At 64.1% G+C, this 14398-nt stretch carries 15 protein-coding genes; all 15 read right to left on the reverse strand.

Features of this window, described 5'->3' with window-relative positions; all coding sequences use genetic code 11:
• Position 1: 1 nt before the first annotated feature.
• The 15 genes from pdxJ to fabG all read right to left on the reverse strand — a co-directional run bounded on the left by pdxJ (position 2) and on the right by fabG (position 14321).
• Positions 2–781: a pyridoxine 5'-phosphate synthase gene (gene pdxJ, locus D7S86_RS08650; RefSeq protein WP_121085441.1), complete on the reverse strand. Its 780-nt coding sequence runs from the start codon at positions 779–781 to the stop codon at positions 2–4.
• Entirely contained in the window at positions 778–1698 is a 921-nt protein-coding gene (gene recO / locus D7S86_RS08655; protein WP_121085443.1) for a DNA repair protein RecO, read from the reverse strand. Before recO ends, pdxJ begins: the two co-directional genes overlap by 4 nt.
• Positions 1685–2581: a GTPase Era gene (gene era / locus D7S86_RS08660; protein WP_338069170.1), complete on the reverse strand. Its 897-nt coding sequence runs from the start codon at positions 2579–2581 to the stop codon at positions 1685–1687. Before era ends, recO begins: the two co-directional genes overlap by 14 nt.
• Before the next feature lie 31 nt (positions 2582–2612).
• A complete protein-coding gene (gene rnc, locus D7S86_RS08665; protein ID WP_121085447.1) occupies positions 2613–3842 on the reverse strand; it encodes a ribonuclease III in 1230 nt (409 codons plus the stop codon).
• Between the two features lie 90 nt (positions 3843–3932).
• A complete protein-coding gene (lepB, locus tag D7S86_RS08670; protein ID WP_121085449.1) occupies positions 3933–4832 on the reverse strand; it encodes a signal peptidase I in 900 nt (299 codons plus the stop codon).
• A 16-nt stretch (positions 4833–4848) separates the two neighbouring features.
• Complete coding sequence (lepA, locus tag D7S86_RS08675; RefSeq protein WP_121085451.1) at positions 4849–6645, reverse strand: translation elongation factor 4; 1797 nt, start codon at positions 6643–6645, stop codon at positions 4849–4851.
• 78 nt (positions 6646–6723) lie between these two features.
• Positions 6724–7008, reverse strand: a complete 285-nt coding sequence (locus D7S86_RS08680; RefSeq protein WP_420813212.1) for a glutaredoxin family protein — start codon at positions 7006–7008, stop codon at positions 6724–6726.
• 14 nt (positions 7009–7022) lie between these two features.
• Positions 7023–8588 (reverse strand): DegQ family serine endoprotease, encoded by a 1566-nt coding sequence (locus tag D7S86_RS08685; protein WP_121085453.1) that lies wholly within the window; start codon positions 8586–8588, stop codon positions 7023–7025.
• Positions 8589–8770: 182 nt separating this feature from the next.
• On the reverse strand, positions 8771–9706 hold the full coding sequence (locus tag D7S86_RS08690; RefSeq protein ID WP_420813219.1) for a MucB/RseB C-terminal domain-containing protein: 936 nt from the start codon (positions 9704–9706) through the stop codon (positions 8771–8773).
• Between the two features lie 155 nt (positions 9707–9861).
• Positions 9862–10554, reverse strand: coding sequence for a sigma-E factor negative regulatory protein (locus tag D7S86_RS08695; RefSeq protein ID WP_121086066.1), 693 nt, complete (start codon positions 10552–10554; stop codon positions 9862–9864).
• Positions 10555–10656: 102 nt separating this feature from the next.
• Positions 10657–11256: an RNA polymerase sigma factor RpoE gene (gene rpoE, locus D7S86_RS08700; RefSeq protein WP_121085457.1), complete on the reverse strand. Its 600-nt coding sequence runs from the start codon at positions 11254–11256 to the stop codon at positions 10657–10659.
• Positions 11257–11331: 75 nt separating this feature from the next.
• Positions 11332–11814: a hypothetical protein gene (locus D7S86_RS08705; RefSeq protein ID WP_121085459.1), complete on the reverse strand. Its 483-nt coding sequence runs from the start codon at positions 11812–11814 to the stop codon at positions 11332–11334.
• A 15-nt stretch (positions 11815–11829) separates the two neighbouring features.
• Positions 11830–13068, reverse strand: a complete 1239-nt coding sequence (fabF, locus tag D7S86_RS08710) for a beta-ketoacyl-ACP synthase II (RefSeq protein ID WP_121086068.1) — start codon at positions 13066–13068, stop codon at positions 11830–11832.
• Positions 13069–13197: 129 nt separating this feature from the next.
• Positions 13198–13437: an acyl carrier protein gene (acpP, locus tag D7S86_RS08715; RefSeq protein ID WP_121085461.1), complete on the reverse strand. Its 240-nt coding sequence runs from the start codon at positions 13435–13437 to the stop codon at positions 13198–13200.
• Positions 13438–13571: 134 nt separating this feature from the next.
• Entirely contained in the window at positions 13572–14321 is a 750-nt protein-coding gene (gene fabG, locus D7S86_RS08720) for a 3-oxoacyl-ACP reductase FabG (RefSeq protein WP_121085463.1), read from the reverse strand.
• Positions 14322–14398: the final 77 nt, after the last annotated feature.

Below are 14398 nucleotides of genomic sequence, written 5' to 3' on the forward strand. Positions count from 1 at the left end.
CTCAGCGCGCGGCGCGTCCATGCAGCGCCGCGAGACGCGAGGCGACCATGATCGCCTTCATCTCGCGCACGGCGTTTTCCCAGCCCGCGAAAATCGCGTGCGCGACGATCGCGTGGCCGATATTGAGTTCCTCGATGCCGTCGAGCGCCGCGATGGCCTGCACGTTCTGATAGTGAAGGCCGTGGCCCGCGTTGACCTTGAGGCCGAGCGCGCGACCGACCGCGAGCCCCGTCACGACGCGCTCGAGTTCGCGCGCGCGCACGGCCTCGTCGTGCGCCTCGGCATAGGCGCCCGTATGCAGCTCGATGACCGGCGCCTGGCACGCGTGGGCCGCACGAATCTGTGTCTCGTCGGGATCGATGAACAGCGACACGCGAATCCCGGCATCGGCCAGTTGACGGCACGCGGCCGATACGGTTTCGAAGTGGCCCGCCACGTCGAGACCGCCTTCGGTCGTGAGTTCCTGCCGCTTCTCGGGCACGAGACAGACGTCCTGCGGCCGGATCTCGCATGCGATGTCGAGCATCTCGGCGGTCACCGCGCATTCGAGATTCATCTTCGTGCGCAATTGCGGGCGCAAGGCGCGCACGTCGGCGTCACGGATATGACGGCGATCTTCGCGCAAATGCAGCGTGATCGAATCGGCGCCCGCGGCTTCGGCGAGCAGCGCGGCGCGGATCGGGTCCGGATAGTCGGTGCCGCGCGCATTGCGCAGCGTCGCGACGTGATCGATGTTGACACCAAGTTCAGGATGAATCGCGGGCGGGGCGAGCAGGCTCATAGGTTCTGGAGGTCGATCAGGATCTGGCGCGTGTTCAACGGCGCGCCGCCGAGATGGTAGTTGAGCACGAAGCGCATCAGATTGCGGCTCTGCGCGGCCGTCGCCGAGCGCTGGTAGTCGTCGCGCTCCATATCGAGCAGCGTTTGTCCCGACACGACCGGCCATGCGCTCGTTTCGCCGTCGCGCACCGTGCGCACGCCGCGCTCGGGATCGAACGCATAGCTCGCTTGGGCCACGACGGGTTCGCGCGTATCGCATGTGCGATCGAACACCATCGCATAGCCCGTTTCGCGCAGCAGCACGCGCTCGAACGAGCGCAAGACTTGGACCGGCGGCTCATCGTGCGCGAGACGCGTCAGCGTGAGCACGTAGTGATCGAAGAGCTTCGGATAGCCGTCGTCGCGCGCGCAGAATTTGACGAGCAGTTCGTTCGCGTAAAAACCGCAGAGCAGCGCGTCGCCGCCGAGCGGCCGCATGCCGCCGAGCCATTCGGCCGCGGTCAGCGTGCGGACCTCCGACTTGCCGCTCCACGACAGCGCGAGCGGCTCGAACGTCTGCAAGACGCCGCGCAACGCCGAATGCGGGCGCTTCGCGCCTTTCGCGACGAGCGCCAGACGGCCGTGCGAGCGCGTGAACACGTCGATGATCAGGCTCGTTTCGCGGTACGGATAGCTATGGAGCACAAAGCCGGGCTGATGCAGCACGCGCGTGTCGGCCTTCGGGGCCCGCGGCTGACCGGTCTGGCGCGCCTGATTGACTTGACGCGACGGTGCGTCCGCCGCGTCGCCGGCAGGCCCATCGGCGTCGCGCCCGGACGGCTTCGCGGCCGGCGCGCGACGCGAGCGGGCCGGCGCGCGCGCGGGCGGCTCGTCGCCGTATTCGAGTTCGTCTACGGGCGCGCCGTCATTCGTAGCCATAGGCGCGCAATCCGGCCTCGTTGTCGGCCCACCCGCTTTTGACCTTGACGAAGACCTCGAGGTAGATCGGTCCGTCGAACAGCTTCTCCATATCGAGCCGCGCGTCGGTGTTGATCTGCTTGAGCTTCGCGCCCTTCTGGCCGATGACCATTGCCTTGTGACCGTCGCGATCGACGAGAATCGTCGCGAAGATCCGACGCAGCCGACCTTCCTGCTCGAACTTTTCGATCAGCACCGTGCTCGTGTACGGCAGTTCGTCGCCGGTCCAACGGAAGACTTTCTCGCGCAAGATCTCGGCGGCGAGAAAGCGCTCGGATCGATCGGTCAGATCGTCTTCGCCATAGATCGGCTCGCCCTCAGGCAGATGCGGCAACAGCGTTTTAAGCAAATTCTCGATATCTTCGGGCTTCTTCGCCGACATGGGCACGATTTCACTGAATTCGTGCTCGTGTCGGACCGAATCGACGAACGAATAAAGCGCATCCCAACCGCCGACGCGATCGGCCTTGTTCGCGATCAGCAGCACGTCGGCCTTCGGCGGCAACAGGCTCAGGACTTTTTCGTCATCCGCGCCGAATTTGCCCGCTTCTACAACGAAAAGCACGACATCCACATTCGAAAGGGTCGACGTGACAGCGCGATTGAGCGAGCGGTTCAAGGCGGTCGCGTGCTGCGTCTGAAAACCGGGCGTATCGACGAAGATGTATTGCGCGCCTTCCTCGGTCCGGATGCCCGTGATCCGATGGCGGGTCGTCTGCGCCTTGCGCGACGTAATACTGATCTTTTGTCCAACAAGTGCGTTCATCAGCGTCGATTTGCCGACGTTCGGACGGCCAACGATCGCGATCATGCCGCAACGGAACGGGGTTTCGGTCACACTCATGAAGATATCTCGGTTCAGCGGGCGGCCGCGCTTACGCGCCTGCGCGACCCGTTGCAGGAACGCGAACCGGGTCGACGCCGAGCGAATCGGACGCGACGGCTTCGCGTGAAGAAGGCGGCACGGCGTCCGCGGCTTCGCCTGGCGCCGCGTCGCCCTGAGGCGTCGCCCGTTTGTCTGCGTCGCCGCGCGCGCCATCGGGTGCGCCGTGGATCAGCGCGACATGGCGTTCGCTCAACGGCTTGTCAGGCGGCGCGGCGCGCGTCGCAACGGCGCGCTCGCCTTTGTCGCTCGCGAATCGGTCCGCGCGCTCGGCGGGAAGCTTATCGGCAGACTTCTCGGTCGTGCGTTCACCGACGGGCTTCGGCGCCGCCGGCCGATCCGACGGCTTGTCCGCGGCAGTCCGTTCGACAGCCTTGTCAGCGCCCCTGTCGGTCGGTTTATCCAGTTTTTCGCCACGATCGGCGCGCGGCGGCCGATTCGCCGGTGGCGCGCGCAGATCGAGCGCCTGCTGGATGCCGCGCTCCTCCTCGGCGAGCTTCGCGGCGGCGCGCGCGCTCTTCGAGCGTTTGGCCTTGGTCGTCAGCGTCGGCGCGAGCGTCTGCAGTTCGTCGAGCGCCTTCTTCGCGGCGGCTTGCTCGGCCGCGCGCCGGCTCGCGCCCGATCCGAACACCTTGATCTCGAGCTTCGCGACCGAGCATTCGACTTCGAATTGCTGGTTATGCGCGGCGCCATGCGTCGCGATGACGGTGTACTGCGGCAACGCGATCTTGTGCCCCTGCAAATGCTCCTGCAGCAGCGTTTTCGCATCCTTGCCGAGCGTACGCGGGTCGATATGGTCGAGGATCGGCGTATACAGCCGACGAATCACGGTCTGCGCGGCTTCGAAACCCGCATCGAGAAAGACCGCGCCGAAAATCGCTTCGAGCGTATCCGCCAGAATCGACGGACGGCGGAAACCGCCGCTCTTGAGCTCGCCCTCGCCGAGCCGCAGAAATTCGGCGATGCCGAGGCCCTGAGCCAGCTCGTAGAGCGACTGCTGTTTGACCAGATTCGCGCGCACGCGCGACAGATCGCCTTCGTCCAGCTTCGCGAAACGCTCGAACAGCAACGACGCCACCACGCAATTCAAAACGGAGTCGCCAAGAAACTCGAGCCGTTCGTTATGCGTGGCGCTGTGGCTGCGATGGGTCATCGCCTGGCGCAACAATTCCGCATTGCGGAATTCGTAGCGCAACCGGCTTTCCAGTTGGGACGGAGGCATGGGCCAAGTATAACCCGCTCGCCGAAGCGGACGGAAAACGGCGGAAAGGCCGTCGCGCGGGGCACTGCGCGACGGCGAGCAAGCGTGAAATTATTGGAACGTGCCGATTCGCTTGAGGTTCGCGAAATTGAGCCAGATGAAAAACGCGCGCCCGACGATGTTCTTGTCCGGGACGAATCCCCAATAGCGGCTGTCTTCGCTGTTGTCGCGGTTGTCGCCCATCATGAAGTAATGACCGGGCGGCACCTTGCAGACCACGCCCTCGGCGTTGTACGTGCAGTTCTCGCGAAACGGAAAGTCCGACGCGCCCATGACGAACGGCGGCACTTGCGCGTTGTTCAGGATGTCGTGCGTCTTCGGTCCGAGCACTTCCGAGAACTTCTTGTTGTACGAAGGCGGATCGCGCTCGTCGTCGAGAAACTCGCCGTCGGGCGTTTCGGGAACCGGTTGACCGTTGATCGTCAGGCGCTTGTTCTGATACGCCACGGTGTCGCCGGGCACGCCGACCACGCGCTTGATGAAGTCGACCGACTCATCCTTCGGGAAACGAAAGACCATGACGTCACCGCGCTGGGGATCGCCGATCGGGATGATCTTCTTGTCGATGATCGGCAGACGGATGCCGTAGTCGAATTTGTTGACGAGGATGAAGTCGCCGACATAGAGCGTCGGCAACATCGAACCCGACGGAATCTTGAACGGTTCGACGACGAACGAGCGCAGCACGAACACGAGCAGGATTACGGGGAAGAAGCTCGCCGTGTACTCGAGCCACCAGGGCTGGCGCAGCGCATCGTCGCGCAGCTTCGCGCGCGTCGCTTCGGGACGCTCATCGGCGAAGCGCTCCCCCATCTTCTGTTGCTGCCGGTCGAATTCCGCGACTGCCGACTCTGCTTTCCTGCGGCGGCCCGGCTCGAACACCAGCTTGTCCGCCACCCACGCGATACCGGTCAACACGACCAGCACAAAAAGTATCAGCGCAAAATTCATAAAATCGGTCCTGTCCTTATTTGTCTTCGACCTGGAGAATCGCGAGGAACGCTTCCTGCGGAATCTCGACGCTACCGACCTGCTTCATCCGTTTCTTACCGGCCTTCTGCTTTTCGAGCAGCTTCTTCTTCCGCGAGATATCGCCGCCGTAACACTTCGCGAGCACGTTCTTGCGCAAGGCCTTGATGTTCTCGCGCGCAATGATGTTCGCGCCGATCGCGGCCTGAATCGCGACGTCGTACATCTGGCGCGGAATGATCTCGCGCATCTTCGACGCGACCTGACGACCTCTCGACTGGCTCGCCGAACGGTGCACGATGACCGACAACGCATCGACCTTGTCGCCGTTGATCATCATGTCGACCTTGACGACGTCGGCGCTCCGGTACTCCTTGAACTCGTAGTCCATCGACGCGTAGCCGCGCGACACCGACTTGAGGCGGTCGAAGAAGTCGAGCACGATCTCGGCCATCGGGATTTCGTAGGTCAACTGAACCTGGCGGCCGTGGTACGACATGTTGATCTGCACGCCGCGCTTTTGCGTGCACAGCGTGATGACCGAGCCCACATATTCCTGCGGCATGAACAGATTGACCGTCACGATCGGCTCGCGGATTTCTTCGATCCTCGAGACGTCGGGCATCTTCGACGGATTGTCGACCATGACGACCGAGCCGTCGCGCTGCAGGACCTCATAGATCACGGTCGGCGCCGTCGTGATCAGGTCCATGTCGAACTCGCGTTCGAGACGTTCCTGCACGATTTCCATATGGAGCAAGCCCAGGAAACCGCAACGGAAGCCGAAGCCGAGCGCCTGCGACACTTCGGGCTCGTACTGGAGCGCCGCGTCGTTGAGCCGCAGCTTTTCGAGCGATTCGCGCAACGCGTCGTACTGATTCGCTTCGACCGGATAAAGTCCCGCGAACACCTGCGGCTTGACTTCCTTGAAGCCCGGCAACGGTTCGGCCGCGCGCTTGTTGCCCGCGTGCGTGACCGTATCGCCGACCTTCGCGGCGTCGAGTTCCTTGATCCCGGCGATGATGAAGCCGACCTGGCCCGCCGACATGACCTCGAGATTGCGCGACTTCGGCGTGAACACGCCGATGTGCTCGACGAGATACTCGGCGTCGGTCGCCATCAGCTTGATCTTGTCCTTCGGACGCAGCGTGCCGTTGACGATGCGCACGAGCATCACGACGCCGACGTAGTTGTCGAACCACGAATCGATGATCAGGGCCTGCAGCGGCGCATCGGCGTCGCCCTTCGGCGGGTCGATCTTCTCGATCACGGCTTCGAGCACATCCTCGACGCCTAGACCGGTCTTCGCGCTGCACAGCGTCGCGTCGGTCGCGTCGATCCCGATGACGTCCTCGATCTCCTGCTTCGCGTTATCGGGATTCGCCGACGGCAGATCGATCTTGTTGAGCACGGGCACGACTTCGACGCCGAGTTCGATCGCCGTATAGCAATTCGCCACCGTCTGCGCTTCGACGCCCTGGCTCGCATCGACGACGAGCAGCGCGCCTTCGCACGCGGACAGCGACCGGCTGACTTCATACGAAAAGTCGACGTGTCCCGGCGTATCGATCAGATTCAGGTTGTAGACCTGGCCGTTGCGCGCGCGATAGGTCAGCGCCGCGGTCTGAGCCTTGATCGTGATGCCGCGTTCGCGCTCGAGATCCATCGAGTCGAGGACCTGGGCCTCCATCTCGCGATCGGAGAGGCCGCCGCACAACTGGATGATGCGATCCGCCAGCGTCGACTTGCCATGGTCGATGTGCGCGATGATCGAGAAATTGCGAATATGGTCCATTCAGGCGGGTACACAAAAAAGGCGCGCTCTTGAAAATGCCGAGCACGCCTTCAGGAAGAGGGTTGAGCACCCGGTATTTTAGCCGAAATCGGGCCGCCGCTGCCCGACTTCGGCGTCGGCGGCCGCGTCGGGGACGCGCGCGCGATACGCATCGAGCTCGGCGACCACGCGATCGGCGTCAAGGTGGTAGTGGCAGAGTTCGATCTCCCCCGCGAACAGCACGGGCACACGCTCGCCGTGCGCGGCCTCGAGCGCCGGATCGCTATCGACGTCGATGACGTCGACCGGCACGCCGAACCGCGCGGCGATCGGCGCCAGCCCCGCGAGCAAATCGTCGCAGAGGTGGCACCACGACCGGCTCAAGACCGTGAGCCGCACTATTTCTGCGCGCGCGGCTTGACCGGCACGTACTGCGACGTATCGCCGCGCCGCACGAGCACGGCGACCGCCTTCGACGCGTCGAGCGACTTGACGACCGATTCGAACTGCCGTGCGCTTGTGATATCCGTCTCGCCGACGCGCTGGATCACGTCGCCCTTCTGGATGCCCGCGCGGGCCGCGGGGCCGTCGGCGACCTCGACCTCGACGCCGCCCTTGAGCTTGAGCGACTTCTGATCGTCGGCCGACAGGTCGCGCGCCGCGATACCGAGCGCATCCGTGGCCGGGGCCTTCGGCTCGGGCTTCGATTGCGTGTCGTCGTGCGCGGGCTTGTCGGGCTGCATTTCGGCGACGACGACCGTCAGATCGTGCGTCTGCCCCTTGCGCCAGACCGTCAGCGACGCACGCGTGCCGGGCTTCGTATCGCCGACCATGCGCGGCAGATCGGTCGCGACCTCGACAGGCTTGCCGTTGAACTTGAGGATGATGTCGCCGGCCTGCACGCCGGCCTTGTCGGCCGGACCGCCCGGATCGACGCTGCCGACCATCGCACCCGCCGCGCGCGGCAAGCCGAGCGAGTCCGCGACATCCTTCGTGACCTCGCCGATCGCGACCGCGATCCGGCCGCGCGTGACTTTGCCCGTCGCGCGCAATTGATCGCCGACGCGCATCGCCTCGTCGATCGGAATCGCGAACGAGATCCCCATGAAGCCGCCCGTGCGGCTGTAGATCTGCGAATTGATCCCGATGACCTCGCCCTGCATATTGATCAGCGGACCGCCCGAATTGCCGGGATTGACCGCGACGTCGGTCTGGATGAACGGCAGATAATCGCCCGTATCGCGGCTCTTCGAGCTGACGATGCCGGCCGTGACCGTATTGTCGAGCCCGAACGGCGAGCCGATCGCGACAACCCATTCGCCGACGCGCACCTTGTTCGAATCGCCGATCGTGACCGCGGGCAGGCCCGTTGCGTTGACCTTGACGATCGCGACGTCGGTCCGTTCGTCGAAGCCGATCAGCTTGGCCTTGAATTCGCGCTTGTCGGTCAGCGTCACGTAGATCGTGTCCGCATCGTCGACGACGTGCGCGTTGGTCATCACGAAACCGTCCTGCGTCAGGATGAAGCCCGAGGCGACGCCGCTATCCTGTTCGCCATCGCCGCCGTCGCCCTGATCGGCGTCCGGACCGTCCGAGTCGCCATTGTCATGCGGATTGTCGGGCTGCGCCTTGCCGCTGCCGCCGCTGCCACTGCCTCCGCCGTTGCCGCCGCTCCCGCCATTCCCACCGTTGCCGCCCGGCGAATTCGGCATCGGGATGCCGAAGAAACGACGGAAGAATTCGGACATATCGCCGTTGTCCATGCCCGGCGGCAAGGCGTTCGAGCTCGACCGGACCTTCGCGGTCGTTCGAATATTGACGACCGACGGCCCGACCTTGTCCACGAGGTCGGTGAAATCCGGCAGATTGGCGGCCGGCATCGCATGAGCGGCCGGCGCGATCACAGACATGCACAAGGTCGCCGCAACCGCGACGAATACAGCGCGCACCGATTGGAAGGTCATGGAGAAGGGCTCTGGTCGCCGATTGAACTGAACGGTGTCTATTCTATGGCAGTTACGACGCGGCGCAACGGGACACCGGGCATCGAACCCGCCTCGTCGATCACGTTTGAAGACTGCCGATGCGCTCAGGCAGCGTCGTCGCAGACGCTTGCACAGACGCGCTCCGGCCCGGTGCGGTCGCGCTACTTCGCAGGCTTGTACGCAATCGCCGAAGCGAATTGCTCGAGCGTCGGCTGAGGCACTTCACCGACCACGGTCACCCAGAAGTCCCCCGATTTGCGCACGAGAATATGCGTCGCGCCGCTGCTAGCGATACCTTCCTTGCGGTCGCTCTTGCCCACGGGCTCGACGAATACCGATACGGCCGACAGCCCGTCGCTATAGACCGCCTGATCGACTTGAACGGGCGGATCGCCGGGTTCGCGCGCGGCCATCGGGCGCCGAATTTCGCGAATCGCATGGAAGCCCGCGACGACGGGCGGCACGCGCCAGCCCTCGGCGGCCATATCGACCGTGTCGATCGGCGGATGCACGACACTCCAGCCGCTCGTCTCGCGAATGCCGCTCGCGACGATCCGGTGGTCGTAAGGAACGGTAAACGTGATTTGCGAAAACGCGATCTGCTCGAGCACCTGATGCTTGTCGTCGAGCGTCTGGGCACGCAGCAGCAGGCCCGTCTTCTTGTCGAACCATAGCCGGAACGCGAAGCGATAGCTATCCTTCGGTTCGAGCGCGATGACTTGTGTCGCATAGCCGGCGATCCGATCGTCGCCGACCGGCCGCACGTCATAGACGTCGAGCAATTGCGTCGGATCGCCCGCGAGCAGCGCCGGAAACGTGTACTTGTTCGAGCGGCGATCGACGATGACAAGCTTGCGATCGGGCACGAAGGTCCAGACGTCGTCATTCTTGCGCAGCGTGCGCGTCGGACGCCCGTCGAGCCCTTCGACCTGTTCGTACTCGTTGCCGTAGTCGAGATAGTGAACGATCTTCGACGACTGGAAGCTGCCACCGCGTTGATACGTGAACGTGCCTTCGTACGTTTCCTGGCGCGCGGCGCGATCGATGCGCGCAAGCCAGCTCTCGGCGTCGCCACGGGCCGCGACGGGCTCGGACATGACGCCCGAGGCGCCCGACGCTGCCGACGACGACGCATCGGCCGCATATGCGCCGTGCACGCCGCTCAACGCGAGCAGCCCTGCCGTTAATACGGAAACGGCCGCTATGCGCAGCCGCTTGATCCCGAATACCGCAACCCCGTGGCGACCCCGCATCAATTCGCGCCCGTCGAATAGAGTGCCGAGCGTACGTACGGCGCACCGTTGTCACCCGGATGGGACGCAAATTCCATGTGCGCTTCGAGATATTGATCGAGCGCCGCGTCGCGGATCACGTTCGGTTGGGCCGCACTCGGTTGGGCCGACACGCTCGGCGCGGGACTCATAGCGACCGACACCTGGCGAACGTCGGGCGCTGTCACCGTCGCGGCGCTCAGCGCCGCCGGCGAGAGCCCCGCGGCGGACGGATTGCCGAGATGCTGAAGCTGCGGCAGGACGACCCAGCTCAGCACGGCGGCCGCGGCGGCAATCGCGAAGGCCGGCGCGACACGGCGTCGCGCACCGAAGGTCGCCACACCGTTCGCGGCCGCGGGTTCCGCGGCACCGGCCCCATGCGCCGCGTCGGGCTGCGAGGGCCGCGCGTGCGGCGCCGGCGCGAGCAGATGCGGTTCGTCGGCGAGGCGCGCCGAGAAACGCGCCATGAAACCATCGGTTTCGGCCGCCCCGTGTGCGAGATCATCGGAACGCAGCACGTCGCCGACCAGGTGGTAAGCCGACCACGTCGCGCGATCGTCCGCGTCGAGTTCGAACATAAATTGGTCGACGTCGCCGAGCGACTGATTATCGACAAGCGCGGAAACGCGTTCCGCGCGGGAATCGGCTTGCGTGTGCGACGAGACGGACCCCATGCTGTTCCCCATCATGAAAACTACCCTGTTACTTACGCGTGTCACTGACCACGATCATTGTCCGGTTCGGTGTCCCGTTACCGGATCCTGTTTGCCGGATCGCTACCACCGCCGGCCTTCCGGGGTGTCGAGCAAGGGGCGCAACTTCGTCGCGATCGCTTCCCGTGCACGAAAAATGCGGGAGCGCACGGTCCCGATCGGGCATCCCATGACTTCCGCGATTTCCTCATAGCTGAGCCCTTCGATCTCGCGCAACGTGATCGCCGTGCGCAATTCCTCGGGCAGCGTCGCCATCGCCCCGTTGACCGTTTCGGCGATCTGCTTGCTCATCAACATCGATTCCGGCGTGTTGATATCCCTTAGTTGATCCGCCTCAGCAAAAGTTTCAGCTTCTTCCGCATCGGCTTCAGTCGAAGTCGGCGCGCGCCGACCTTGGGTTGCAAGGTAGTTCTTCGCCGTATTGACAGCGATCCGGTACAACCAGGTGTAAAACGCGGACTCGCCACGAAACTGCGGCAACGCACGATAGGCCTTGATGAAGGCGTCTTGGGCGACATCTTCCACCTCGGCCGGATCACGGACAAGGCGGGAGATCAGGCGGATGATTTTCCGTTGATATTTTGCGACAAGCAGCTCGAAGGCCGCCTTGTCGCCTTTTTGCACACGTTCGACCAGAACCTGGTCGATTTCCTTTTCGCTCACCTGTGAGTCCGCTCGCTTGAGTACTGCTGACGGGATACTCGGGCATTGTAATGTGCCCGCTTGCGCTCGCCCTCATCACAGACCGCCGGTCAGCCGCGCGAGGCGCACGGCCAGCACGCGGAACGTTTCGCCGTCGAGCGCGTCGGCCGGAATCAGCCACGCACGCTCGGCGACGCGCTCAGTCACGCGACGTCGGAAGCCCGACGCGCCGATCACATCCGGCGACGCCGGCTGCACGCACAGCATGACCCAGAGACCCGCGACATGACGCGCACCGACGAGCTGCCCCGTATCGCGGTGTCCGCCGCGCTCCGTCCAGGCGAGCGCACCGTCGGCCGCGAGCGCAAAGACGCACGGCACGCGACGCACCGCCACGCGCGCACGCGCGACGAGCACCATCGGACCCACGAGACCCGCGACACACCCCGCTTCGCGGCCCGCGAACGTCGACGCCGCGAGATACAGCGCGAGCGCCGCGCCGGCCATGAATCCGATCGACAGCACGAAGAGACAAAACGATCTGCGTACGTCGACATGCAACTCGGCCGACGTACGCATTCGGTGAACCGCGCCTCAGACGCGTTTGAAGACGAGCGTGCCGTTAGTCCCGCCAAACCCGAAGGAGTTCGACAACGCATGCTCAATTTTCAGATCCCGCGCCGTATTCGCGCAGTAGTCGAGGTCGCACTCGGGATCCTGGTTGAAGATATTGATCGTCGGAGGCGAGACCTGGTGCTTGACGGCCAGCGCCGAAAACACCGCCTCGATGCCGCCCGCGGCGCCGAGCAAGTGCCCCGTCATCGATTTCGTCGAGTTGACGACGGTCGACTTCGCGTGATCGCCGAGCGCGCGTTTGATCGCGACCGTTTCGGCGATGTCGCCTAGGCCCGTCGACGTGCCGTGGGCGTTCACGTAGTCGATCGCGTCGGCGTTGAGGCCCGCATCCTTGAGCGCGAGCTTCATGCAGCGATAGGCGCCGTCGCCGTCTTCGCAAGGCGCGGTCATGTGATACGCGTCCGAGCTGCGGCCGTAACCGACGAGTTCGCAGTAGATCTTCGCGCCGCGCGCCTTCGCATGTTCGTATTCCTCGATCACGAGGACGCCCGCGCCTTCGCCGAGCACGAAACCGTCGCGATCCTTGTCCCACGGACGGCTCGCGGTCGCCGGATCGTCATTGCGTTGCGAGAGCGCGCGCGGTGCGGCGAATCCGCCGATGCCGAGCGGCGACACGGTCGACTCGGCGCCGCCCGCGATCATGACATCGGCTTCGTCGTGCTGGATCATGCGCAGCGCTTCGCCGATCGAGTGCGTGCCGGTCGTGCACGCGGTCACGATCGCGAGATTCGGGCCCTTGAAGCCGTATTTGATCGACAAGTGGCCCGAGATCATGTTGATGATCGACGCAGGCACGAAGAACGGCGAGATCCGGCGCGGACCGCGATTCAGATATTCGCTCTGCGTCTGCTCGATCATCGGCAGGCCGCCGATGCCCGATCCGACGATGACGCCGATACGCTCGGCATTGTCCGCGGTCACGGTCAGACCGCTGTCCTGGACCGCCTGAATCCCCGCGGCGAGGCCGTAGTGGATGAACGTATCCATGTGCCGGGCTTCCTTCGCCGGCATGTATTGCTCGACCTCGAAGCCTTTGACTTCACCGGCGAACCGGGTCGAGAAGTTCGATGCATCGAACTTGGTGATGTTGGCGATGCCGGTCTTGCCGGCGACGAGGTTTGCCCAACCGTCGGCAACCGTGTTGCCGACCGGCGAAATATGACCCAAACCTGTAACGACAACACGACGACGGCTCACGATCGTTCCTTTTTGCTCGCTTTGATAAAACAAAAGCCACAGCAGCCACGGAGACGCACTCCGAAGGCCCTGTGGCCCATCAATTCAGCCCGTACGGCAACCCGAACGGTACGTCCGACAGAGGTAAACTCAAGCCTTGACGTGAGCGCGAGCGTAGTCGATCGCTTGCTGCACCGTCGTGATCTTCTCGGCTTCCTCGTCCGGAATTTCCATGCCGAACTCGTCTTCGAGGGCCATCACGAGTTCGACCGTGTCCAGCGAGTCGGCGCCGAGATCGTTGACGAACGATGCGTCATTCTTGATTTCAGCTTCAGCCACGCCGAGTTGTTCGGCGACGATCTTCTTGACGCGCTGTTCAATATTGTCCATTCACCCCTCCGGGAAATAAGTTCAGAAAAACAAGTGCGCGCATTTTAGCAGGTTTGTTCTACAAAAAAGCGCAGCGCAACCGTTCAGGAAATCGGAATCAACTTACCGCATTCGTAATCGAATGCGGGCCCGCGTCACGCCATGAACATGCCGCCGTTCACGTGCAGTTCGACGCCCGTGATGTAGCCGGCGTTCGGCGATGCGAGAAACGCCACCGCATGCGCGATATCGTCAGTGCTGCCGAGCCGTCCGAGCGGAATCTGCGCCTTGAGCGCGGCTTGCTGTTCGTCGGGCAGCGCCTTGGTCATATCCGTATCGATAAAGCCCGGCGCGACGCAGTTTACCGTAATGCCGCGGCTACCGATCTCGCGCGCGAGCGCACGCGTCATGCCCGCGACGCCCGCCTTCGCGGCCGCGTAGTTGGCCTGCCCCGGATTGCCCGACGCGCCGACGATCGACGTGATGCTGATGATCCGGCCGCCGCGTGCCTTCATCATCGGACGCAGCACCGCGCGCGACAGCCGGAACACGGCGCGCAGATTCGTGTGGATGACCGCATCCCAGTCGTCATCCTTCATCCGCATCGCGAGCTGATCCTGCGTGATACCCGCGTTGTTGACGAGCACCTGGAGCCCGCCGAATTCCTTGACCACGGCATCGATCAGCGCATCGCAGGCCGCATCGTCGTTGACGTTGAGCACGACGCCGCGGCCGCTGAGACCGGCCGCCGAGAGCGCCTCCGTCAGCGCGGCCGCGCCCGATTCGCTCGTCGCCGTCCCGATGACCGTCGCCCCCTGCTGCGCAAGGGTCATCGCAATCGCGCGGCCGATGCCACGCGAAGCGCCCGTTACGAGCGCCACATGTTTGTCGAGAGTCTTGTCCATGATCGTAGTGTGTCCGAGCCCGGCGCGGGAGCTGGCCGAATGGCCAGTTGCACGCGCCGACGGCATGCGCAACGGTC

Source organism: Pararobbsia silviterrae, from assembly GCF_003628125.1.
Taxonomy (GTDB): Bacteria; Pseudomonadota; Gammaproteobacteria; order Burkholderiales; family Burkholderiaceae; genus Pararobbsia; species Pararobbsia silviterrae.